The sequence below is a fragment of the Massilia arenae genome, from assembly GCF_008014745.1.
Taxonomy (GTDB): Bacteria; Pseudomonadota; Gammaproteobacteria; order Burkholderiales; family Burkholderiaceae_D; genus Telluria; species Telluria arenae.
This window is the reverse complement of record NZ_VPFD01000026.1, coordinates 86686-106403: the sequence shown is the minus strand read 5'-3', so window position 1 is coordinate 106403 and position 19718 is coordinate 86686. Positions and strand designations below refer to the sequence as shown.

Here is a 19718-nt window from a genome sequence, read left to right as displayed (position 1 = left end):
CAAACATGGTGACGCAGGTTAACAGCCTCAGCTAGCGTTTACAACACCTGAAAAGAAAAATGCCGCTCAGTCTTAACTGAACGGCATTACACCTTGCGGTGGCTTTTTTCATGCTGCCTGGCGGAGAGGGTGGGATTCGCCTACATCCTGCAGGCCGCGGCATCGCGAGTACGCGATGCCCTTCGAATCCCCACACGTAGGGCGCGCAGGCGCCCTACTCCTCTGTGACGTTCCGGAATGAAAAAAGCCACCTTGCGGTGGCTTTTTCATGCTACTTGGCGGAGAGGGTGGGATTCGAACCCACGGTACGGTCGCCCGTACGCCTGATTTCGAGTCAGGTACATTCGACCACTCTGCCACCTCTCCTGAATCGGTGTTGCGTGGTCGCGTAAGCGAGGCCGCATTATAGCGGACGTCTGGCGAAAACTGCAAGGCATGCGCGCCAGGTAATTTTTACGTCGGTGGGCCGTTCAGCCGCAGGCTCCAGTCCTCGACCTTCCCGCTCGCCTGGCGCCGCTCGAAGGTCGTGCGCCAGCGCTCTGCCAGCGGCGCCAGCCGGGACGCCTCGATCCATTCCTCACGCAGGCCGGGCGCCCGGGCATCGTCCGGGAACATGGCCGCGATCGCGCGCGCCAGCGGCCAGTCGGGACACGGCCGATCGACCAGCTCGAACGCGTCGCCCGCCGCCAGCCAGCCCTCGCGCAGCACGCGGTAGTACCAGCCCGTGCGGCCGCTGGCCTGCAGCGCCAGCGCCGCATCCGGCCGGGCGAAGCGCAGGTTGACGCGAAAGCAAGGCTGGCGCCCTTGCGACACCTGCACCAGCGTCTCTCCGACCCGGAACACGTCGCCCACGTGCACCTCGCGCTCGCTCATGCCGACGGTCGACACGTTTTCGCCGAACGCCCCGGCAAGATAAGGCACCGGGCTGTCCGGATACCAGGCGCGCCAATGCGGGTAATGCTCGAACGCGTAGTGGTGCAGCGCCTTCTCGGGACCGCCGTGGTAGACCCGGTCGCCCTGCTCGTCACCCTCGAGGCCATCGAGCGCCAGCCACAGGGCGCCATGGCGCGCCTGTTTGCCGATACCGCTCAGGACCTCGAGCGTGCCGGGCGTGCCGATCATGCGCGCGCGGCCACTCAAGAGCGCCTCGATCGGGCGCGCCTGAAATGAACTCATGGTGTCCCCCCTCAGGCGAAGATGGCCCAGTTGCGCTGCTGGGTGACAGGATCGGTCGGCTCGTGCTCGGCGCAATCGATGCGCAGGAAGGAAATCGGCAGCGGCGCCCCCACCAGTGCGCAGTGGTGCGGCACCTCGGCGCCCGGGTATTTATTGGCCTCGAAGTGGCGGCACGACAGGCAGGCGCGCAGCTCGGGGAAGCGGTCGGTCTTCTGCAGTTCAGCGATCAGCTTGAACAGGCCTGTGAGCATCTGCACCTGCTGGCTTGACGCCAGCCGCGACGCCGCATTGTCGGCGAACGAGAGCGCATGGCCAAGGCGCTCTGCCACCCGCTCGCCGTCGGGCGTGAGATGCAGCGCGGTGGCACGGCCGTCGTCCTCGGCGCGCGCCTTGCGCACCAGGCCCTTGCCCACCAGCGCGGCCACCGAATCGCTGGCGCTGGCCGCCGAGATCGACAGCTGCTTGGCCAGCCACGACAGGCGCACGCCGCGCGTGCGGTGCTGCAGCAGGTGCAGGATCTCGGCCTGGGCCGGATTGAGGCCTTCGCTGGTCGAGACTTCCCACATGCCCGCGCGCAGCACGGTCGCGATGCGGCCGATGGCAGTGACGATGCGGGCGGAGACGTCGGGCGTGCTGTCCCATGGGGTTTCGGGTTGGATGTCCATGTGCTTCAGGATAGCAAAGCACGCGGGTTTGTCAAGGAGTCCTAATTAGGGATTCACCCCGTGCAGCAGATCCAGGCGGCGCACGAAGTCGCGCAGCACGATCCGGTACAGTTCGTCGCCCAGCACGCTGTCCTCGGCGCCGGCATCGATGTTCGGATTGTCGTTCACCTCGATCACCACCGGCCCGCGCGGCGTCATCTTCATGTCCACGCCATACAGGCCGTCACCGATCAGGTTGGCCGCCCGCAGCGCGTAGTCGAGCAGCTTGGGCGGCGCCTCGCCCAGCGGCACCGCGGCCGCCATGCCGAATTCGGCCTTGCCGCTGGCGTCGCGCTTGGCGACCTGCCAGTGGCCTTTCGACATGAAGTACTTGCTGGCGAAGATGGCTTGCCGGTTCAGCACCCCGATGCGCCAGTCGAAATCGGTGTACAGGTATTCCTGCACCAGGATCAGGGCCGACTGCCGCAGCAGTTCCTGCGCCACGCTCCTGAATTCATCCGCATCGCGCACCTTCACGACGCCGCGCGAAAAGGCGCCGTCCGGGATTTTGAGCACCATCGGATAGGCGATGTTGGCCTCGATGGCGGCCAGCGCGCCGGCATCGGCCTTTTGCAGGGTCAAGGTCAGCGGCGTGGGTATATCGTGCCGGCGCAGCAGGTCGGCAAGATACACTTTGTTGGTGCAGCGCAGGATCGAGGACGGGTCGTCGATCACCACCAGTCCCTCGCTTTCGGCCTTTTTCGCGAACAGATAGGTGTGGTAATTGATGGCGGTGGTCTCGCGGATGAACAGGGCGTCGAATTCGGCCAGGCGCGAGAAATCCAGCCGTGACACCGGCGCGACCTCGAGGCCCAGTTCGCGCCCCACGGCGGCGAAGCGCGCCAGCGCGCCTGGATTGCTCGGCGCCAGCTCCTCGTGCGCGTCATGCAGCATGGCGATGCGATAGCGGTAGCGGCGTGCGGCCGGCGCGCGCCGCGGCAAGCCTTCCCAGGCGGCTGCCAATGCCTCGCAGGCGCTGCGTTCCGTGCCGCCCAGCGCGCCCGGGCCCTGCATCCGGATCGCCACGATATGCCATGCGTCGCCGCGTGCGAAGTCGACCCGCAGCAGCGGCGCCGGGAAGGTGTCGAAGATGCTGCGCGCCAGGCCGGCCAGCGGCGTGTAGTCGGTCGTGCCGAAACGGATATCGAGCGAGAACGCGACCGGCATCGGCACGCCGCCGGCGCCGCCGAGCGCCTCGTTCAGCGCACGGTCGAGTTCAACCGTGTCGAGGGTATAGATCGCCTTGCGCGACAGGTCGTTGATGGTCTTCACCGACGGCAGCACCTGCTGCCCCCTGGCCTGCGCCATCAGCGAGCAGTAGTAGCCGACCGACAGGTATTTGTAGCTGCCGCACAGGTTGATCACCAGTGCGCCCTCGTCGGACGCACATCCCGCCAGGAAGTCGTCGGCCTCGATCACGGTGCAATCGCCATCGGGCGTGCGCCAGTCCCGCGCCTGGTCGACGACCACCAGGCGGCGCGTTCGCATTTCGCTGTCGGGATCAGACTCGGAAGAATTCGTGGAGTGCGTGGTCATGGTGGCGATGCCGGAGTTGGGTTGCCCGCCACTCTAGCGGCGCAGCCATAAAAACCGTATAAAGAACCGCCCTACTCATGGCAAGCGAGTGTAAACGCCCACAGGTCGACGTCGCGAGTCGCGCCGCCGACGTGCCAGCGCGCGTGCAGGCGTCTTTCGCGGAGAAAGCCGAGGCGCGCCAGCAGCGACTGCGACGCGACGTTGTGCGGCGTGACCTCGGCCTCGATGCGTTCCAGTCCGAGGGTCCCGATGCCATATCCCAGCAGGGCCTGCAGCGTCTCGCGCGCCATCCCCTTCCCCCAGTATGGCGCGGCCAGCAGGTAGCCGAGCGTGGCGCGCCGGTGTTCGGGCGCGAAATCGTACAGCGCGCAGCTGCCGACCAGGCGGCCATCGAGCCGCGCCTCGATCGCCAGGTGGAGCGCCCGGCCACTCGTTAAATCACGCTGCGCCTCATCGATCGCCGCCTGCGCCTGCGCCAGCAAGGACCAGGGTGGGTGGATCCAGTGGCGCATCACTTCGGCATCGGCGTACAGCGCCAGTAGCTCCGTCGCATCGCCTGGGCGCAATGCGCGCAGGCGAAGGCGCTCGGTGGACAGGTCAGGAAAATGAAGGTCGGGCATGGCAGCTCCAGGATTGATCGGGGACCGGCACCTTATCCCGGGATGGCCGATCGCGGTAGCGCGCGTTTACACGGCATTGATCTGTCCAGCCCTGTCTTTTTCCCGGTTTTTACGGCTGTCCCGCTACGCTTGTCACCATCGAACCTGCACTGGAGGCCATCATGATCATCGCCATCGTCAACCAGCACGGCAATCCCGACCGCAGCGTCATCGCGCGCAATCTCGCGGTGCTGCGCGCACGCAGCGGGCGCCGGATATGCCTGATGAACACCGCGCGCGACGATGGCTGGGGCGCCGAACGCGGCGCCGCGGCGCTGCGGCCCTGGATCGACACGCGCCAGGTGGGCAGCCGCGCGGTCAAGACGCGGCTGGCCGCCCTGCGCCCGCTGTTCAACGACATCCTGATCGACGCCGGCGCGCGCGACACCGAGGAGTGCCGCTGCGTGCTGGCCTCGGCGCGGCTGGTGGTGGTGCCGGTGCGCGGCGCCGAGATCGATCTCGATTGCCAGTACCGGCTGCTGGCGCGCCTGAACGCGGCGCGCGTTTTCAATCCCGGCATGCGGGTGCTGTTCGTCGCGGTCTGCGGCGCCGACGGTCCCCGCATGGAAGAGCGCGCGGCCGTGCTGGCCCACGTGGCGCGCGTGCAGGACGCCAGCCTGGCCAACGTCGTCCTGCACCAGCCGGCGGCGCACGACTACGGCCCCGGACGCTGCGTGAGCGACGCCGAAACCTGCGACCCCGAGTCCGCCGGCGAGATGCACGCGCTGTACGACGAGGTGTACGCCACCTTGCCGAAGCTGTCGACCTTGCCGGCGGCGCAGCTGGGCGCGGCGCATGCATTATGGGGATGAAGGCCAACCCTGTCCGGCGCGCCACCCTGGACGACGTCGCGGCGCTGGTCGGCATCGAAGACGCCAGCTTTCCCGGCAACCGGCTCGACCGGCGGCGCTTTCGCTACCTGCTCGCCAGTGCGCACGGCGCCCTGCTGGTCGATGCCGCCGACGAAGACTCCCTGCGCGGCTACGTCCTGCTGCTGTTCCGCGCGAACTCGACGATCGCGCGCTTGTATTCGATCGCAACCCACCCCGAACACCTGGGCCGGGGCGTCGGCGCGGGGCTGGTCGATGCCGCCGAACGCCAGGCGCGCGCCCACGGCTACACCTGCCTGCGGCTCGAGATCCGCGCCGACAATGCGGCTTCGCTGGCGCTGTTCCGCGGACGCGGCTACCGGGAATTCGGCCGCCACGCCGCCTACTACCACGACGGCATGGATGCGCTGCGCCTGCAAAAGCCGCTGGCGCCGCGGATCCCTGCCAGCGACCTTACTGGTTGACCTTGCCCGGCAGGCTCAGGTTGCCGGAGGCGACCTTGAACACGTCGGCCACGCAGACCAGCGGATTGTGCACGCTCTCGTTGATGCGCAGGGCTGCGGTCACGCCGTCGAAGCCGGCGTTGTTGAGCACCGTGATGTCGTCGAACGGCACCTTCACTTCGAGCGTGTCGCCCTTGAAGACCGGGCTGTAGGCCGGGCTGTCGATCAGGATCGGCAGGCCGGGCCAGGTCTTGGGCAGCTTCGGCTTGGCGCCTTCCGGGATGTCGACGATCTTGAGCGCGTCCTTGCCGCAGGCCGCATCCTTGGTCAGCACCACCCAGTGCGAGTGCCACAGGTCGCCGTCGTTATCGAGCTTGCCGTCGCCGTTCTCGTCGTACAGCGGGGTGTCGTCGAAATCCGGGTGCGACGTTACCGCGAAGGCCAGGATGCCGGCGCCGCGCTCGAAGCCCACGGTCGACGGATCCATCGTGGTCGGCCACACATACGAAAACACCTTGCTGCCGGCCAGCTTGCCGGTCTTGGCTGGCTTCGATGCGCCGGCCTTGCCCGACACCGACACGTGGAAGGTCGCGATATTGCCCTCGGTCGTGATCTTGGTGTGGTGGATGTCGAATGGCGCTTTCACGCCTTTGGTCGGGGCACTCTTGATGCCGCCTTTGTGCTCACCCTGGTGGGCGAAGGCGCCGAGCATGGTCAGCGACAGGGCTGCGGCAAGGGTGGTCTGGATCAGTTTCATATCAGGTTCTCTTTCTTGTTCTGCGAGTGAATCGAATCGTTCGGTGGTGGCCGGCGGCGCCCCCGCTCCCAGGGGCGCGCCGCGCCGGCGCAGTTGCTATTGCTAACGCACGCTGCAAGCGTCGCCGTCGCAACCCATGGCCTCGACGGGTTCGGCCAGCAGCCGGCCGATCAGCGAGCCGACCTGCATGTCCTCGGCCCGGCCGAACAGGTTGTGACGCAGCACGCCCTGGCGGTCGAACAGCAGCAAGGTCGGCGTGCCGCGCAAGCCATAGCGCTCCATCGTGCGCGGCACCGGGCCGGTGTCGCTGGCGCGGTCGATACCGACCGGGAAGCCGATGCGGTACTCATGGACGAAGGCTTTCAAAGCGCCCTCGTTCATGGCGTCGTGGTGTTCGAACACCGTGTGCAGACCCAGCACCGCGACCTCGTCCTGTCCGAACAGCTGGCCGATGCCCTTGGCCTGCGGGATGCCATGCGAGACGCAGCCCGGGCACAGCATCTGGAAGGCATACACCGCCACGACCCTGCCGCGCAGGGACGCCAGGGTCGGCGCCTGCGTGGCGTTCAGCCAGCCGCTGACCTCGAACTCGGGCGCGGGGGCGTGGTAGAGAGGCGCGTTCATTTTGCGCGCAGCTTCACGCCGGGGAAGTCGACCGGCACGTCGAAGGCCACGTTCACGTAGTTGGTGAACAGGTTCAGCGCCACGTGGGCCATGATCTCGACGATCGCACCGTCGTCGAAACCGGCGTTGCGCAGGGCCTGCACCTCGGTCGCATCGACGTGGCCGCGCTTCTCGACCACGGCCAGTGCGAAGCGCAGGGCGGCGGCGGTCTGCGGGTCGCTAGACTGGCCGGCCTGGGCTTGCGCCATCTCGTCGGCGCTGGCGCCGGCTTTCTGGCCGAGGGCGGTGTGGGCCGCGAGGCAGTAGTGGCACTCGTTGCGGTCGGCGATCGCGACGGCGATCTGCTCGCCCAGGCGGGCGCCGATGGTGCCGCCGCCGAGGGCGCCGAACGAGCCCCACATGCTGGTCAGCGCTGCCGGCGAGTTGGCCACGCCGCGGAACATATTCGGCACGACGCCGAAGGCGCCTTTGATCTGTTGCAGCAGTTCGCCGCTGGTGCCTTGGGCGGTGGTCGGGTTGACGAGTTCGATACGGGACATGATGTTTCCTTTCAGTCGAGTGGCCGGGTCGAAGGGTGCGGCCACATCACCCATTTACAAAGGACTCCTAACTATGAACCTTGAAAAAAGAGGCAGTCATGCTGCCGATATCGCGACGCCCGGCATGCGGCGGCATGCGTGGGACGTCTTGCTTCTCTACTGCCTGGATGCTGCGATGTCGGCTGCCTGACTGCCCGAGAACACAGGATAGCAGCTGCCGGATTAATGTCAAGGACTCCTAATTAAAAATCTTCAGATGCCTTCATCGTGGAGGGCGATGGCCAGGGCCACGCCTTCGCCATAGGCCGGATCGCACAGCGTGCAGTTGGCGATATGGCGCGCCTTGACCTCGCTCGAGGCGCCCGCGATAGCGCGAGCCGTGTTCTCGAACAGCAGGTCTTGCTGGGCCGGCGACATCTTCCTGAACAGCAGCGCCGGCTGCGAATAATAGTCGTCGTCGACGCGATGGTTCCAGTGATCGGCCGCGCCTTCGATCGACAGCGGCGGCTCGCGAAAGTCCGGCTGCTCCTGCCACTGTCCATGGCGGTTCGGCTCATACGCCGGCGTGCCGCCACGATTGCCGTCGACCCGCATCGCGCCGTCGCGGTGGTAGCTGTACACCGGACAGCGCGGCGCGTTCACCGGGATCTGGTGGTGGTTCACGCCAAGGCGGTAGCGCTGGGCGTCGCCATACGAGAACAGGCGGCCCTGCAGCATCTTGTCGGGCGAGAAGCCGATGCCCGGCACCACGTGGGCCGGGCTGAATGCGGCCTGCTCCACTTCGGCGAAGTGGTTCTCGGGGTTGCGGTTCAATTCCAGCACGCCGACCTCGGTCAAAGGGTAGTCTTCGTGCAGCCAGACCTTGGTCAGGTCGAACGGGTTGTAGCGATACGTGGCCGCCTCTTTCTCCGGCATGATTTGCACGTACATGGTCCAGCGCGGGAAGTCGCCCGCCTCGATGCTGTCGTACAGGTCGCGCAGATGGCTTTCGCGATCACGGCCGATCAGCGCCGCGGCGTGCGCATCGTCCAGGTTGGCGATGCCCTGCTGCGTCTTGAAGGTGAACTTGACCCAGAAGCGCTCGTTGTCAGCGTTGATGAAGCTGAAGGCATGGCTGCCGAAGCCGTGCATGTGGCGGTAGCTCTTGGGGATGCCGCGCTCGCTCATGATGATGGTGACCTGGTGCAGTGCCTCGGGCAGGTTGGTCCAGAAATCCCAGTTGTTGTCGGCGCTGCGCATGCCGGTGCGCGGGTCGCGTTTTACCGCGTGGTTCAGGTCGGGGAACTTGAGCGGGTCGCGCAGGAAGAAGATCGGCGTGTTATTGCCGACCAAGTCCCAGTTGCCCTGCTCCGTATAGAACTTCATGGCGAAGCCGCGGATGTCGCGTTCGGCGTCGGCGGCGCCGCGCTCGCCCGCCACCGTCGAAAAGCGCATGAACAGCTCTGTCTTCTTGCCGATTTCCGAGAACAGCCGCGCCTTGGTATAACGCGTGATGTCGTGGGTCACGGTGAAGCTGCCATAGGCGCCGGCGCCCTTGGCGTGCATGCGGCGCTCGGGGATCACTTCGCGGTCGAAGTGGGCCAGTTTTTCAAGGAACCAGACGTCCTGCAGCAGCAGCGGGCCGCGCGGCCCGGCGCTCATGGTGTTCTGGTTGTCGACGACGGGTGCGCCTGCGGCGGTGGTCAGCTTGTTCATCGCTGTCTCCTTCAGTGGTAGTGGGGTATGCGTCTTGTTCATGTTGCGGTAAGCCGAGACGAATGTTAGGACACCTAACTTAAAATGAGAAATTGGAATTTCCTCTGGACGTGATTGGGAATATCGATCGGCCGGCGCAATAGGCACAGGCTTGCGAAAAAAACGGCGCGACACTGTAACGAAACGCCGGCTGCGCCGACTTATCGCTACCTACCATTCGAACAGGAGTCCATCATGAACAACACACTCGCCGCAGCCGTGCTGGCAATCGGCGCCGCCGGCGCCCCTCTCGCACAAGCCCAGGACACCAGCCCCGCCGGCCTGGTCGACGCCCTCAACGGCACATTCGGATCGCACGCAGGCATGCGCGCCTCGCACGCAAAGGGCTTCTGCGCGGCCGGCCAATTCCAGCCCGCGAAGAGCGCGCGCGACCTCGCCGACGGCCGGCTGTTCGGGCAAAAAAGCGTACCGGCCAATGTCCGTTTCTCGGTCGGCGGCGGCAATCCGAAGGCGTCGGACAAGAGCCGCAGCGTGCGCGGCCTGTCTATGCGCGTGGCAGCCGGCGGCGAGACCTGGGACCTGCTCCTGATCTCGGAGCCGGCCTTCTTCGCCGCCACGCCGGAATCCTTCGTCAGCTTCCTGCAGGCGCGGGTGCCGGATCCTGCCACCGGCAAGCCCGACCCGGCGAAGGTCGCCGCCCACAACGCCGTCCACCCGGACGGCACGCGCCAGCCGGCGCTGCTGGCCGCGCATGCGGCGCCAAGCTCGTATGCCAGCACGCCCTACTTCTCGAACAACGCCTTCGTGTTCGGCGGCCGCGGCAAGAAGACGCAACATGCGCGCATCATTGCCGAACCGTTCGGCGCGGTGCAGTACCTGACTGCCGACGAAGAAAAGACCCTGCCCGACCTGTTCCTGCAGGACGAACTGGCCAAGCGGCTGGGCGCAGGCCCCGTCGGCTTCACGCTGTATGCCCAGTTGCCGGCCGCCGGCGATTCGCTGCTCGATCCGAGCACCGTGTGGCAGGGCGCCGGCAAGGTCGAGCTGGGCCGCCTGCTGGTCAAGGGGCAGGCGCCGCAGGATGCCTGCAACGGCGTGGTCTATATGCCGCTGGCGCTGCCGACGGGAATCGCGGCCAGCGACGATCCGATCCTGCACGCGCGCGGCGCCGCCTACGCGGTCTCGCTGTCGCGCCGCCTCAAGCAATGATGGACGTGGCGCGCGACCCGTGGCAGGCCCTGGCCGGCGAACGCCCTTTCCTGCTGCGCCTGGCGCGCCTGCAACTGGGCAGCCAGGCCGATGCCGAAGACGCCGTCCAGGACACGCTGGTCGGCGCGGCGCGCGGCTGGAACGGCTACGCCGGCCGCGCCACCCTGCGCAGCTGGCTGACCGGGATCCTGCGTCACAAGATCGTCGACCTGATTCGCAGCCGACGTCCCGCGCAGGATGCACCCGTGCTCGTCCCAGACGGCGAGGCCGAATTCGACGGCCTGTTCACGCCCGACGGCGCCTGGCATCCCGACACCTTCGTCGACACCATGTGCGGCGCCACCCTCGCCGCCCAGCGCCAGCTGCTCGACATCGTCGAGCTGTGCATGCGCCGCCTGCCCGAGGACACGGCGCGCCTGTTCCTGATGCGCGAATACCTGGGCATGGAACTGAAGGAAATCGAAGAGCACTGCATGCTCACCAATGCCAACCTGCGCGTGGTGCTGTACCGCGCGCGCATGCGCCTGCGCGAATGCACGGTGCGCAGCTGGGGAGAACCCGAATGACTGACAACATCACCACCGACACTACCCCCGCGATCACCTGCCGCGACACCACCTGGCTCGTCTCCAGCGCGCGCGACCAGCCGCTCACGCCGCAGCAGGCGCGCCAGCTGGCCGCGCACCTGGCCGGCTGCGCCGCCTGCCAGGTGGCCTCGCGCCAGTTCGCCCAGCTGTTCGCGCAGCTGGATACCCTGCTCGCGCGCGATGCGGCGCCGGACGATGCTTGACAGAGAGCGCCATTGAATTATCATTAGGAATCCTAATCATATCGAGGCAATCATGACCCAACTCCCCTCTCCATCCACCGACGCGCCCATCCTCTATCACGACGGTTGCCGCCTGTGCCTGGACATCGCGCTCACCCTCGGCGCCGCCATCCCGAGCCTGCGGGTCGTGGATCTATGCCTGCATCCGGGGCTGGCGCCGCAGGCGAAGGAACGCGGCGTGACTGAATTGCCCAGCCTCGTCATCGGGACCAAGGTGCTGCCGGTCGCGCCGCACTCGGACCTCGCGCACGTGCAGGCCTAGCGGATATCGACCCGCTGGTGCGGCTCGAACTCGTGGTAGATGTCGGGCTGGTGCAGCGGGATGTACATGTGCAGGCGTTTGCCGCGGTGGAAGACGCCGCGCAGCGTATTGCACGCTTCCCAGGCGCGCTCGTAGGAATCGGCGATGTGCAGCACGGCCCACGGGCTGTCGGGCGAGCCTTCGCGGATCATCTCGACGTGGCGGATGTGGAAGAAGGGTGCAAAGCTTTCGATGATGGCGGTTTCGCAGGCGTCGCCGTGCAGGCCGGACAGGATGACTTTCATGGTTGCTCCAGAGTTCAGGCGATGATGTTCAGGCCACCGTCCACATAGACGGTGCTGCCGGTCAGGCGGCGCGCGAAGTCCGAGGCGAGATAGGCGCACACCTGGCCGACGTCGTCGATGTCGACCAGTTCTCCCAGCGGCGCACGCGCCACAGCATCGCTCAGCAGCAGGTCGAAATCCTTCAGTCCCGAGGCGGCGCGCGTCTTGAGCGGCCCCGGCGAGATGGCATGTACGCGGATGTCGCGCGGTCCCAGTTCATGGGCCAGGTAGCGGCAGCTCGATTCCAGCGCCGCCTTCACCGGTCCCATCACGTTATAGTTCGGCACCACCTTGTCGGCGCCGTGGTAGCTCATCGCGAACATGCTGCCGCCCTGCGTCATCAAGGGCGCAGCCAGCTTCGCCATGCGCACGAAGGAGTGGCACGACACGTCCATCGCCTGCAGGAAGCCATCCAGCGAACAGTCGAGCAGGCCACCCTGCAGGTCGGCCTTCGGCGCGAAGGCGATCGAATGCACGAGGATGTCGAGCTGCCCCAGTTGCGTGAGTTCGGCGAACAGCGCTTCAAGCTGTCCCGGTTCGCGCACGTCGAGCGGCAGCAGGCGCGCGCCGATCTGCGCGGCCAGCGGTTCGACGTGCGGGCGCGCCTTGTCGTTCAGGTAAGTGAGCACCAGTTCGGCGCCCAGCGCATGGAAGGCTTTGGCGCAGCCCCAGGCGATCGAATGCTCGTTGGCGACGCCAACCACCAGCGCGCGCTTGCCTTCCAGGATGGGATGATGGTGTTTCATGCGGTCTCCAGCAGATCGAGGGTATGACGGGCGATCATGAGCTCTTCATTGGCCGGCACCAGCCACACGCAGACCCGGCTTGCGGGCGTGCTGATGCGCGCGACGCCGGGCGGCGGCGCGGCGTTCAGGGCTTCATCGAGTTCGGCGCCGAGCCAGGCGGCGTCGCGGCAGACGGCGGCGCGCAGGCGCGCGCTGTTCTCGCCGATCCCGCCCGAGAACACCAGCGCATCCAGGCCGCCCAGCGACGCCGCCAGCGAACCGAGTTCGCGGCCGATCCGGTAAACCATCAAATCGATCGCCAGTTGCGCGCGCGGATCGCTGCTGGCCTCCAGCGTGCGCATATCGGACGACAGGCCGGACACGCCCAGCAGCCCCGACTCCTGGTACATCAGGCGCTGCACGCTCGACACCTTCATGCCCAGTTCCTCGATCAGGTAGATCACCACGCCCGGATCGAGGGCGCCGCAGCGCGTGCCCATCGGCAGGCCGTCGACGGCGGTGAAGCCCATGGTGCTGGCCACGCTGCGCCCGCCGTGCATGGCGCACATGCTGGCGCCGTTGCCGAGGTGGGCAGCGACCACCCGCGCCCCGGCCAGCGCGGGGTCATGCTGCGGCAAGGTGGCCGCGATGTATTCGTAGGAAAGGCCATGGAAACCATAGCGCCGGATACCGAGATCGGTGATCTCCGGCGGCAGCGCGAAGGCCTGGGCCAGCGCCGGCTGCGCCGTATGGAAGGCGGTGTCGAAGCAGCCGACCTGCATCAGGCCGGGCGCCAGCGCCATCAGGGCGTGCACCGGCGCCAGGTTGTGCGGCAGGTGCAGCGGCGCGAGCGGCACCAGTCTCTCAAGGCGTTCGAGCACGGTCTCGTCCAGGCGTTGGGGGCCGCTGTAATCGACGCCGCCGTGCACGATGCGGTGGCCCACCGCGCGCACCCGGTAGCCATCGAGTTCGCGCTCGGCGAAACCGATCAGGAAGGCCATGCCGGCATGGTGGTCGAGCGCGTCCGGCCAACTGTGCTCGCCGACCGTGGCGCCGTCGGCATCCTGGGCGATGAAGCGGGTCGCCCCGCGATACAGGTTCTCGATCCGGCCCTTGAAGGCCAGCGCCAGGTCGGGCAGGCGATGCACCGAGAACTTGATGCTGGACGAGCCGGCGTTGATGATGGCGACGCAGTCGCTGGCTCCCATCTCAGCGCCCCGCCAGCCTGGCGCTGGCCAGTTGGTGGCGCGCCAGCAGCACCGCCACCGCGCACGAGGCCAGGCGCGCCGCGACCGTATCGGCGCGGCTGGTTAGAATCAGCGGCACGCGGGCGCCGAGCACGATGCCGGCCGCCGCCGCGCCGGCCATGAAGCTCAGGCTCTTGGCCAGCATATTGCCGGCTTCGAGGTCCGGCGCCACCAGCACGTTGGCGCGCCCCGCCACCGGCGACACCAGGCCCTTGATGGCCGCGGCCTGCAGGTCGATTGCATTGTCCATCGCCAGCGGGCCGTCGAGCACCGCGTCCGTGATCTGGCCGCGGTCGGCCATCTTGCACAGGGCCGCGGCGTCGATCGTCGACGGCATCTTGGCGCTCACGGTTTCCACCGCTGCCAGGATCGCCACCCGCACGCCGTCGAAGCCGAGCACCCGGGCCAGGTCGATCGCGTTCTGCACGATGTCGCGCTTGGCCGCCAGATCGGGAATGATGTTGATGGCGGCGTCGGTGATGATCAGCGGTTCGCCGCGGCCCGGCACATCCATCACGAAGCAGTGGGAGAGGCGCCGCGCCGTGCGCAGGCCGGTGGCGCCCGACACCACGGCCCCCATCAACTCGTCGGTATGCAGGCTGCCCTTCATCAGGACCGACGCCCTTCCCTCGCGCACCAGTTCCACCGCGCGCGCGGCCGAGGCGTGGCTGTGCTCCGTGTCGAACAGCGCCAGCGCGCCGATGTCGAGGCCGGCCGCGTCGGCCGCGGCGTGGATGCGCGCTTGCGGACCGACCAGCAGCGGCTCGATCAGGCCGATCCGGGCGGCGTCGAGCGCCGCTTCGATCGCATAGCGGTCGCAGGCGTGCGCCACCGCCACCGTGACTGGCCCCTGCGTGCGCGCGGCGGCGATCAGCCGGTCATAATAGGGATGCGTCGTGTTCACCGGTTCCATTCCTGTCTCCTCGTGCTGTGACCGCAAGATGGTAGCATTAGATGGTACCAAAGCAACGATTTCATGCTGCGTCGCAACAAAACTTAATCTGGTTTAAGAAAAATCGAGACTGAATGACGATGAAAGCAATCGATGCCGGGGCCAGCAGCCTGGTGCTGGTCGACTACCAGGCCCGGATGATGCCGGCGATCCACGGCGCGCACGATGTCATCGCCAAGGCGCTGGTGCTGGCCCGCGCCGCCGCATTGCTCGAGGTGCCAGTCCTTGGCACGGTGCAGAACCACGAACGGCTCGGCCCGAATACCGACGCGCTGGCGCGGCTGTGCGTGCAGACAGTGACGAAGACGCACTTCGACGCCTGCGAAGATGGCCTGCTGGCGGCGCTCGACGCGCAAGCCCCGGGCCGCCGGCAAGTGGTGATCGCCGGCTGCGAAGCCCACGTCTGCCTACTGCAGACAGCGCTCGGCCTGTTGCGCGCCGGCCGTGAGGTGTTCGTGGTGGAGAACGCGAGCGGCTCGCGCCGCGCGGCGGACCACGTTGCCGCCATGCGCCGCCTGCAGCATGCCGGCGCGACGATCGTGAGCCACGAGATGGTGCTGTTCGAGTGGCTGCACGATTGCCGCCATCCACGCTTTCGCGAGGTGCTGGCGCTGGTTAAATCAGAGCCCGTGAACGCTCACCAGTAGCCGAGAACCTTCCACCAGGCGCCACCGACGATGGCGAACACCGCCAGCTCGAACACGCACATGATCAATCCGATGCGCCACCACGCCCCCATCGTCACGTAGCCGCTGCCGAAGATGATCGGCGAGGTGCCGGTGGCGTAGTGGGTGAGCGTCATCATGATGGCCGAGGCGGCGGTCATCATGAGCAGGAACAGCACCAGGTACTCGCCCGGCACCAGCGCAGCGCCCACCGACAGGAAGGCGAACATCATGGCGCTGATGTGGGCCGTGGTGCTGGCGAACAGGTAGTGCGAGAACACGAAGGCCAGCACCAGCACGGTCGCCGCCGCGCCCCACCCCATGCCGCTGGCGGCGATGGCGTCGCGCATGCCGTTCGAGGCCCAGGCGATGACGCCCAGTTTATTGAGCTGCTCGGCCAGCATCACGAGCGCACCGAACCAGATCAGGGTATCCCAGGCGCTTTTCTCGGACAGCACGTCGTCCCAGTCGAGGGTGCCGGTGATGATCAGCGTGAACAGGCCGAGGAAGGCGACCATGGTGGGATCGAGCGTGAACGCCGGCCCGAACAGCATGGCCGGCACGTTCGCCCACAGCACCAGCAGCAGGCCGAAGGTGCCGAGCATGACTTTCTCCTTGGCCGACAAGGGCCCCATGCGCACCAGTTCGCTGCGCGCAAAGTGCACCGCATCCGGCGTCTTCTTGAGTTCGGGCGGCGCCAGCAGGTAGACCACGAGCGGCATCAGGAACAGGCAGACGAGGCCCGGCAACACCATGCACAAGGCCCAGGTGGTCCAGCTCAAATGAAAACTCTGGCCGCTGGCGCGGGCGACGAAGTCGACCACCAGCGGATTGGGCGCGGTGGCGGTCAGGAACATCGCCGAGGTGATCGGGTTGGCGTGGTAGTTGACCAGCGCCAGATAGGTGCCCACCTTGCCCTGCGTGCCCTTGGCCGGATCGGAATCGAAGGCGCTGGCGATCGACTTCATGATCGGGTGCACGATGCCGCCGCCGCGCGCGGTATTACTGGGCGTGAACGGCGCCAGCACCAGCTCGCACACGGCCAAGCCGTAGCCGATGCCGACCGTGCGCTTGCCCAGCAGCGCGATGAACTGCAGGCCGATGCGGTTGCCCAGGCCGGTTTTCTTGAGACCGCGCGAGATCAGCACGGCGACCACGATAAGCCAGATGAGCGGGCTCGAAAAACTGCCGAGGGCGTCGGCCATGGCGCCCTTGGACGAACCGGACGTCACCTGCGACAGCGAGACGATGACGATGGCCATCAGGGCCATGACGCCGATCGGCATCACCTTCAGGATGATGGCGACGATGGTGGTGAGGAAGATGGCGACCAGACCCCAGGAATCGGGGTTCAAACCCTCGGGATGGGGCAGCGCGAGCAGCGTGACGAGGACGGCGGTGGTGATGAGGGCGGGAACCAGGCGGAACGGCACTACCTGGTTAAAGTAGCGAAACATGGCCTGCAATTGCGACAGCATGACGATTCCTTCCTAACAGTACAACCAGATGACGACAACTGGTTAATATGTTAGCAGAGGAATGTTGCGATGCATCAATTGTTGACCGCGATGGTCGGGAACGGCGCAGGCGCTCTCAGCATTTGGCGGTCGGCGGTGAGCAAGCGCTGCCCGACGTGTCGATTCCGCAGGGGACGCCGGCGCAGCAATTTTCAGTGAGGAAGCCGACCAGTGCGCTCATGGTGTCGAACTGCGCCGTGTAGATGACGAAGCGCCCTTCCTGGCGCGCCGTCACCAGGCCGGCGTGAACCAGTTCCTTCAGGTGGAAGGACAGCGCCGACGAGGAGATTCCCAGTTCCTCGCCGACCTTCCCGGCCGGCAGTCCCGCTGGGCCGGCCTGGATCAGCAGGCGGAAGATCGCCAGCCGCGATTCCTGGGCCAGGGCGGCAAGCGCCGCCAGTACCTGTTTGGTTTCCATCCTCGATGTTCCAGTTGAAGAATTTCAGTGCCTCGATTATAGTCGGCCCATCGTCTCAATATCTATTGAAATATTGAGATTAACCCGATACCTTTTCGTCCCATGAACTTCCTGTTCCTCTGCACCGGCAACTCCTGCCGCTCGATCATGAGCGAAGCCGTGTTCAACCACCTCGCCCCGCACGGCTTCAAGGCCATCAGCGCCGGCAGCCACCCGACCGGCCGACTCAACCCGGATGCGCTCGGCCTGCTGCGCCGTCACGGCATCGCGGTCGACGGCTATACGAGCAAATCCTGGCACGACCTGCCGCTCACGCCGGACGTGGTGGTGACGGTATGCGGCAATGCCGCCGGCGAGACCTGCCCGGCCTACCTGGGCGACGTGGTGCGCACGCACTGGGGACTGACTGACCCGAGCGAGGTTCAGGGAACGCCCGCGGAAGTCGCGGCAGCCTTCGAGGCGACCTACGCAATCGTGCTGGCCCGCATCGGGGCGCTGTTCGCGTTGCCGCTGGCCGAACTGGCGGGCGACCGCGCAGCACTGAAGGCAGCGCTGGACCGCATCGGCGCATGCTGACCGCCTCGCTCATCTTCATCGCCACGCTGGCGCTGGTGATCTGGCAGCCGCGCGGCCTGGGCATCGGCTGGAGCGCCGCCGGCGGCGCCGTCGCCGCCCTGCTCCTCGGCGTGGTCCAGCCGTCCGACATCCCGGTGGTCTGGGACATCGTCTGGAACGCCACCGGCGCCTTCGTCGCGGTAATCGTCATCAGCCTGCTGCTCGACCGCGCCGGCTTCTTCGAGTGGGCCGCGCTGCACGTGGCGCGCTGGGGCAAAGGCGACGGCCGGCGCCTGTTCGTCCTGCTGGTGCTGCTCGGCGCCGTCGTCGCGGCGCTGTTCGCCAACGACGGCGCGGCGCTGATCCTGACCCCGATCGTGATCGCCATGCTGGCCGCGCTGCGCTTCCCGCCGCGCGCAACGCTGGCCTTCGTGATGGCGGCCGGCTTCGTCGCCGACACTGCAAGCCTGCCGCTGGTGGTGTCGAACCTGGTCAATATCGTCTCGGCCGACTACTTCGGCATCGGCTTCGCCCGCTACGCGGCGGTCATGGTGCCGGTCAACCTGGTCTCGGTGGCGGCGACCCTGGCCATCCTCTATCTTTTCTTCCGCAAGGACATCCCGCGCCACTACGACCTCGCCCAACTGCGCCGCCCGGCCGATGCGATTCACGACCGCGCGACCTTCATCGCCGGCTGGTGGGTGCTGGCGCTGCTGCTGGCCGGCTTCTTCTGGCTGGACGATGCCGGCGTGCCGATCAGCGCCGTCGCAGCCGGCGGCGCCATCATCCTGCTCGCCGTCGCCGCGCGCGGCCACCACATCCCGACGCGCGCGGTGCTGCGCGGCGCGCCGTGGCAGGTGGTGGTGTTCTCGCTCGGGATGTACCTGGTGGTGTACGGCCTGCGCAATGCCGGCCTGACCGAGGGCCTGAGCGCCCTGCTCGAGCGCTGCGCCGCCTACGGCGTCTGGGGCGCGGCGCTGGGCACCGGCTTCATCGCCGCGGCCCTGTCGTCCATCATGAACAATATGCCGACGGTACTGGTCGGCGCGCTGGCGATCGACGCCACCGCCACGACCGGCGCGGTGCGCGAGGCGATGATCTATGCGAACGTGATCGGCAGCGATTTGGGGCCGAAGATCACGCCGATCGGCAGCCTCGCCACCCTGCTCTGGCTGCACGTGCTGGCGGCCAAGGGCATCCGCATATCGTGGGGCTACTATTTCAGCGTCGGCCTGGTGCTGACCTTGCCGATCCTCCTGCTCACGCTGTGCGCGCTCGCGCTGCGCCTGGGCTGAACCTTTTTCGAGAACGACCATGGACCAGATTCCCGACCTTCCGAACCTCGATCCGGCGCGCCTCGACCTGCCTGCCGCCGAACGGCTCGCACCCGCCGACGGCGTCGATCATCCGCCGCGCATCCTGATGCTGTATGGCTCGCTGCGCGAGCGTGCGTTCAGCCGCCTGCTGACCGAAGAAGCGGCGCGCATCCTGCGCCACTTCGGCGCCGACGTGAAGATCTTCGATCCCACCGGGCTGCCGATGGTTGGCAGCGTGCCGGAGACCCATCCGAAGGTGGTCGAGCTGCGCGAGCTGTGCATCTGGTCCGAGGGTCAGGTATGGTGCAGCCCGGAACGTCACGGCGCCGTCACCTCGGTCTTCAAGAACCAGATCGACTGGATTCCGCTCGAACAGGGTTCGGTGCGACCGAGCCAGGGCAAGACGCTGGCCGTGATGCAGGTCTGCGGCGGCTCGCAGTCGTTCAATGTGGTCAATGCCCTGCGCCTGCTGGGCCGCTGGATGCGCATGTTCACGATTCCGAACCAGTCGTCGGTGCCGATGGCCTACAAGGAATTCGGCGACGATGACCGCATGCGCCCGTCTGCCTACTACGAGCGCGTGGTCGACGTCATGGAGGAACTGGTCAAGATCACGCTCCTGATGCGCGGCAGCAGCGCCTACCTGACGGACCGGTACAGCGAACGCAGCGAGCGCGCGAACCGGGCGATCGACCGCCAGATCGCGCAGCTGTGAGCTGCCAGTCCATCAGCTGCTA

Annotated in this window: 24 protein-coding genes and 1 tRNA gene; 10 read left to right on the top strand and 15 right to left on the bottom strand. The window is 66.9% G+C overall.

Going from position 1 to position 19718, the window contains the following annotated elements:
• Positions 1-276: 276 nt before the first annotated feature.
• The 5 genes from FVD38_RS20890 to FVD38_RS20870 all read right to left on the bottom strand — a co-directional run bounded on the left by FVD38_RS20890 (position 277) and on the right by FVD38_RS20870 (position 4036).
• Positions 277-366: transfer RNA gene (locus FVD38_RS20890), tRNA-Ser, on the bottom strand.
• A gap of 87 nt (positions 367-453) precedes the next feature.
• The gene (locus FVD38_RS20885; RefSeq protein ID WP_147936564.1) at positions 454-1176 is read right to left on the bottom strand and encodes an MOSC domain-containing protein; all 723 of its coding nucleotides are present in this window, start codon (positions 1174-1176) and stop codon (positions 454-456) included.
• 11 nt (positions 1177-1187) lie between these two features.
• A complete protein-coding gene (locus FVD38_RS20880) occupies positions 1188-1841 on the bottom strand; it encodes a MarR family winged helix-turn-helix transcriptional regulator (protein WP_147936563.1) in 654 nt (217 codons plus the stop codon).
• A 45-nt stretch (positions 1842-1886) separates the two neighbouring features.
• The gene (locus FVD38_RS20875; protein WP_147936562.1) at positions 1887-3368 is read right to left on the bottom strand and encodes a RimK family ATP-grasp domain-containing protein; all 1482 of its coding nucleotides are present in this window, start codon (positions 3366-3368) and stop codon (positions 1887-1889) included.
• A 119-nt stretch (positions 3369-3487) separates the two neighbouring features.
• Positions 3488-4036, bottom strand: coding sequence for a GNAT family N-acetyltransferase (locus FVD38_RS20870; protein WP_147936561.1), 549 nt, complete (start codon positions 4034-4036; stop codon positions 3488-3490).
• 161 nt (positions 4037-4197) lie between these two features.
• On the opposite strand from FVD38_RS20870, the gene FVD38_RS26560 reads away from it, so the two are divergent.
• Both FVD38_RS26560 and FVD38_RS26555 read left to right on the top strand, forming a co-directional pair.
• On the top strand, positions 4198-4887 hold the full coding sequence (locus FVD38_RS26560; RefSeq protein WP_187271662.1) for a hypothetical protein: 690 nt from the start codon (positions 4198-4200) through the stop codon (positions 4885-4887).
• Positions 4884-5369: a GNAT family N-acetyltransferase gene (locus tag FVD38_RS26555; RefSeq protein ID WP_187271661.1), complete on the top strand. Its 486-nt coding sequence runs from the start codon at positions 4884-4886 to the stop codon at positions 5367-5369. Before FVD38_RS26560 ends, FVD38_RS26555 begins: the two co-directional genes overlap by 4 nt.
• Here the strand turns inward: FVD38_RS26555 and FVD38_RS20860 are convergent.
• The 4 genes from FVD38_RS20860 to FVD38_RS20845 all read right to left on the bottom strand — a co-directional run bounded on the left by FVD38_RS20860 (position 5359) and on the right by FVD38_RS20845 (position 8963).
• Positions 5359-6105, bottom strand: coding sequence for a hypothetical protein (locus FVD38_RS20860; RefSeq protein ID WP_147936560.1), 747 nt, complete (start codon positions 6103-6105; stop codon positions 5359-5361). The genes FVD38_RS26555 and FVD38_RS20860 overlap by 11 nt on opposite strands.
• Before the next feature lie 102 nt (positions 6106-6207).
• Positions 6208-6729, bottom strand: a complete 522-nt coding sequence (locus FVD38_RS20855; RefSeq protein ID WP_147936559.1) for a redoxin domain-containing protein — start codon at positions 6727-6729, stop codon at positions 6208-6210.
• On the bottom strand, positions 6726-7268 hold the full coding sequence (locus tag FVD38_RS20850; protein ID WP_147936558.1) for a carboxymuconolactone decarboxylase family protein: 543 nt from the start codon (positions 7266-7268) through the stop codon (positions 6726-6728). Before FVD38_RS20850 ends, FVD38_RS20855 begins: the two co-directional genes overlap by 4 nt.
• A 252-nt stretch (positions 7269-7520) precedes the next feature.
• Positions 7521-8963: a catalase gene (locus tag FVD38_RS20845; protein WP_147936557.1), complete on the bottom strand. Its 1443-nt coding sequence runs from the start codon at positions 8961-8963 to the stop codon at positions 7521-7523.
• Between the two features lie 234 nt (positions 8964-9197).
• On the opposite strand from FVD38_RS20845, the gene FVD38_RS20840 reads away from it, so the two are divergent.
• From FVD38_RS20840 to FVD38_RS20825, 4 genes are read left to right on the top strand one after another with little or no spacing between them, the layout of a single operon-like run.
• Positions 9198-10172: a catalase family peroxidase gene (locus FVD38_RS20840; protein ID WP_147936556.1), complete on the top strand. Its 975-nt coding sequence runs from the start codon at positions 9198-9200 to the stop codon at positions 10170-10172.
• A gap of 5 nt (positions 10173-10177) precedes the next feature.
• Positions 10178-10738 carry a sigma-70 family RNA polymerase sigma factor gene (locus tag FVD38_RS20835; protein ID WP_187271660.1) on the top strand — a complete coding sequence of 187 codons (561 nt, stop codon included), beginning with the start codon at positions 10178-10180 and terminating at the stop codon, positions 10736-10738.
• Positions 10735-10962: a zf-HC2 domain-containing protein gene (locus tag FVD38_RS20830; RefSeq protein WP_147936554.1), complete on the top strand. Its 228-nt coding sequence runs from the start codon at positions 10735-10737 to the stop codon at positions 10960-10962. The genes FVD38_RS20835 and FVD38_RS20830 overlap by 4 nt, the downstream gene beginning before the upstream one ends.
• Positions 10963-11014: 52 nt before the next feature.
• On the top strand, positions 11015-11263 hold the full coding sequence (locus FVD38_RS20825; protein WP_147936553.1) for a hypothetical protein: 249 nt from the start codon (positions 11015-11017) through the stop codon (positions 11261-11263).
• On the opposite strand, the gene FVD38_RS20820 is transcribed toward FVD38_RS20825, so the two are convergent.
• Genes FVD38_RS20820 through FVD38_RS20805 form a run of 4 tightly spaced genes read right to left on the bottom strand, consistent with a single transcriptional unit; the run spans position 11260 to position 14471 of the window.
• On the bottom strand, positions 11260-11547 hold the full coding sequence (locus FVD38_RS20820) for an RNA-binding protein (RefSeq protein WP_147936552.1): 288 nt from the start codon (positions 11545-11547) through the stop codon (positions 11260-11262). The two genes, FVD38_RS20825 and FVD38_RS20820, sit on opposite strands and share 4 nt — an antisense overlap.
• Positions 11548-11561: 14 nt before the next feature.
• Positions 11562-12332: an enoyl-ACP reductase FabI gene (gene fabI / locus FVD38_RS20815; RefSeq protein WP_147936551.1), complete on the bottom strand. Its 771-nt coding sequence runs from the start codon at positions 12330-12332 to the stop codon at positions 11562-11564.
• Positions 12329-13519, bottom strand: a complete 1191-nt coding sequence (locus tag FVD38_RS20810) for an acetate/propionate family kinase (protein WP_147936550.1) — start codon at positions 13517-13519, stop codon at positions 12329-12331. Before FVD38_RS20810 ends, fabI begins: the two co-directional genes overlap by 4 nt.
• Before the next feature lies 1 nt (position 13520).
• The gene (locus FVD38_RS20805) at positions 13521-14471 is read right to left on the bottom strand and encodes a phosphate acetyltransferase (RefSeq protein WP_147936549.1); all 951 of its coding nucleotides are present in this window, start codon (positions 14469-14471) and stop codon (positions 13521-13523) included.
• A gap of 119 nt (positions 14472-14590) precedes the next feature.
• Between FVD38_RS20805 and FVD38_RS20800 the strand changes: the two genes are divergently transcribed.
• On the top strand, positions 14591-15157 hold the full coding sequence (locus tag FVD38_RS20800) for an isochorismatase family protein (protein WP_147936571.1): 567 nt from the start codon (positions 14591-14593) through the stop codon (positions 15155-15157).
• Here the strand turns inward: FVD38_RS20800 and FVD38_RS20795 are convergent.
• Both FVD38_RS20795 and FVD38_RS20790 read right to left on the bottom strand, forming a co-directional pair.
• Complete coding sequence (locus tag FVD38_RS20795; RefSeq protein WP_147936548.1) at positions 15148-16653, bottom strand: DASS family sodium-coupled anion symporter; 1506 nt, start codon at positions 16651-16653, stop codon at positions 15148-15150. The genes FVD38_RS20800 and FVD38_RS20795 overlap by 10 nt on opposite strands.
• Positions 16654-16768: 115 nt before the next feature.
• Entirely contained in the window at positions 16769-17110 is a 342-nt protein-coding gene (locus tag FVD38_RS20790; protein WP_147936547.1) for an ArsR/SmtB family transcription factor, read from the bottom strand.
• A gap of 102 nt (positions 17111-17212) precedes the next feature.
• Here FVD38_RS20790 and FVD38_RS20785 point away from each other — a divergent pair, with 102 nt between their 5' ends.
• The 3 genes from FVD38_RS20785 to arsH are packed head-to-tail and all read left to right on the top strand — an operon-like array spanning position 17213 to position 19696.
• Positions 17213-17686 (top strand): arsenate reductase ArsC, encoded by a 474-nt coding sequence (locus tag FVD38_RS20785; RefSeq protein ID WP_147936546.1) that lies wholly within the window; start codon positions 17213-17215, stop codon positions 17684-17686.
• The gene (locus FVD38_RS20780; protein ID WP_147936545.1) at positions 17680-18960 is read left to right on the top strand and encodes an arsenic transporter; all 1281 of its coding nucleotides are present in this window, start codon (positions 17680-17682) and stop codon (positions 18958-18960) included. The genes FVD38_RS20785 and FVD38_RS20780 overlap by 7 nt, the downstream gene beginning before the upstream one ends.
• A 19-nt stretch (positions 18961-18979) precedes the next feature.
• On the top strand, positions 18980-19696 hold the full coding sequence (gene arsH / locus FVD38_RS20775; RefSeq protein ID WP_147936544.1) for an arsenical resistance protein ArsH: 717 nt from the start codon (positions 18980-18982) through the stop codon (positions 19694-19696).
• Positions 19697-19718 lie beyond the last annotated feature (22 nt).

Excerpts from the sequence above, each read along its gene's own strand:
- arsH (WP_147936544.1), top strand. The coding sequence starts at position 18,980 with ATGGACCAGATTCCCGACCTTCCGAACCTCGATCCGGCGCGCCTCGAC.
- FVD38_RS20800 (WP_147936571.1), top strand. The coding sequence starts at position 14,591 with ATGAAAGCAATCGATGCCGGGGCCAGCAGCCTGGTGCTGGTCGACTAC.
- FVD38_RS20885 (WP_147936564.1), bottom strand. The coding sequence starts at position 1,176 with ATGAGTTCATTTCAGGCGCGCCCGATCGAGGCGCTCTTGAGTGGCCGC.
- FVD38_RS20830 (WP_147936554.1), top strand. The coding sequence starts at position 10,735 with ATGACTGACAACATCACCACCGACACTACCCCCGCGATCACCTGCCGC.
- FVD38_RS20780 (WP_147936545.1), top strand. The coding sequence starts at position 17,680 with ATGCTGACCGCCTCGCTCATCTTCATCGCCACGCTGGCGCTGGTGATC.
- FVD38_RS20820 (WP_147936552.1), bottom strand. The coding sequence starts at position 11,547 with ATGAAAGTCATCCTGTCCGGCCTGCACGGCGACGCCTGCGAAACCGCC.
- FVD38_RS20870 (WP_147936561.1), bottom strand. The coding sequence starts at position 4,036 with ATGCCCGACCTTCATTTTCCTGACCTGTCCACCGAGCGCCTTCGCCTG.
- FVD38_RS20880 (WP_147936563.1), bottom strand. The coding sequence starts at position 1,841 with ATGGACATCCAACCCGAAACCCCATGGGACAGCACGCCCGACGTCTCC.
- FVD38_RS20875 (WP_147936562.1), bottom strand. The coding sequence starts at position 3,368 with ATGCGAACGCGCCGCCTGGTGGTCGTCGACCAGGCGCGGGACTGGCGC.
- FVD38_RS20840 (WP_147936556.1), top strand. The coding sequence starts at position 9,198 with ATGAACAACACACTCGCCGCAGCCGTGCTGGCAATCGGCGCCGCCGGC.
- FVD38_RS20825 (WP_147936553.1), top strand. The coding sequence starts at position 11,015 with ATGACCCAACTCCCCTCTCCATCCACCGACGCGCCCATCCTCTATCAC.
- FVD38_RS20845 (WP_147936557.1), bottom strand. The coding sequence starts at position 8,963 with ATGAACAAGCTGACCACCGCCGCAGGCGCACCCGTCGTCGACAACCAG.
- FVD38_RS20810 (WP_147936550.1), bottom strand. The coding sequence starts at position 13,519 with ATGGGAGCCAGCGACTGCGTCGCCATCATCAACGCCGGCTCGTCCAGC.
- FVD38_RS20795 (WP_147936548.1), bottom strand. The coding sequence starts at position 16,653 with ATGCTGTCGCAATTGCAGGCCATGTTTCGCTACTTTAACCAGGTAGTG.
- FVD38_RS20855 (WP_147936559.1), bottom strand. The coding sequence starts at position 6,729 with ATGAACGCGCCTCTCTACCACGCCCCCGCGCCCGAGTTCGAGGTCAGC.
- FVD38_RS26560 (WP_187271662.1), top strand. The coding sequence starts at position 4,198 with ATGATCATCGCCATCGTCAACCAGCACGGCAATCCCGACCGCAGCGTC.
- fabI (WP_147936551.1), bottom strand. The coding sequence starts at position 12,332 with ATGAAACACCATCATCCCATCCTGGAAGGCAAGCGCGCGCTGGTGGTT.
- FVD38_RS20785 (WP_147936546.1), top strand. The coding sequence starts at position 17,213 with ATGAACTTCCTGTTCCTCTGCACCGGCAACTCCTGCCGCTCGATCATG.
- FVD38_RS20850 (WP_147936558.1), bottom strand. The coding sequence starts at position 7,268 with ATGTCCCGTATCGAACTCGTCAACCCGACCACCGCCCAAGGCACCAGC.
- FVD38_RS20805 (WP_147936549.1), bottom strand. The coding sequence starts at position 14,471 with ATGGAACCGGTGAACACGACGCATCCCTATTATGACCGGCTGATCGCC.
- FVD38_RS26555 (WP_187271661.1), top strand. The coding sequence starts at position 4,884 with ATGAAGGCCAACCCTGTCCGGCGCGCCACCCTGGACGACGTCGCGGCG.
- FVD38_RS20860 (WP_147936560.1), bottom strand. The coding sequence starts at position 6,105 with ATGAAACTGATCCAGACCACCCTTGCCGCAGCCCTGTCGCTGACCATG.
- FVD38_RS20790 (WP_147936547.1), bottom strand. The coding sequence starts at position 17,110 with ATGGAAACCAAACAGGTACTGGCGGCGCTTGCCGCCCTGGCCCAGGAA.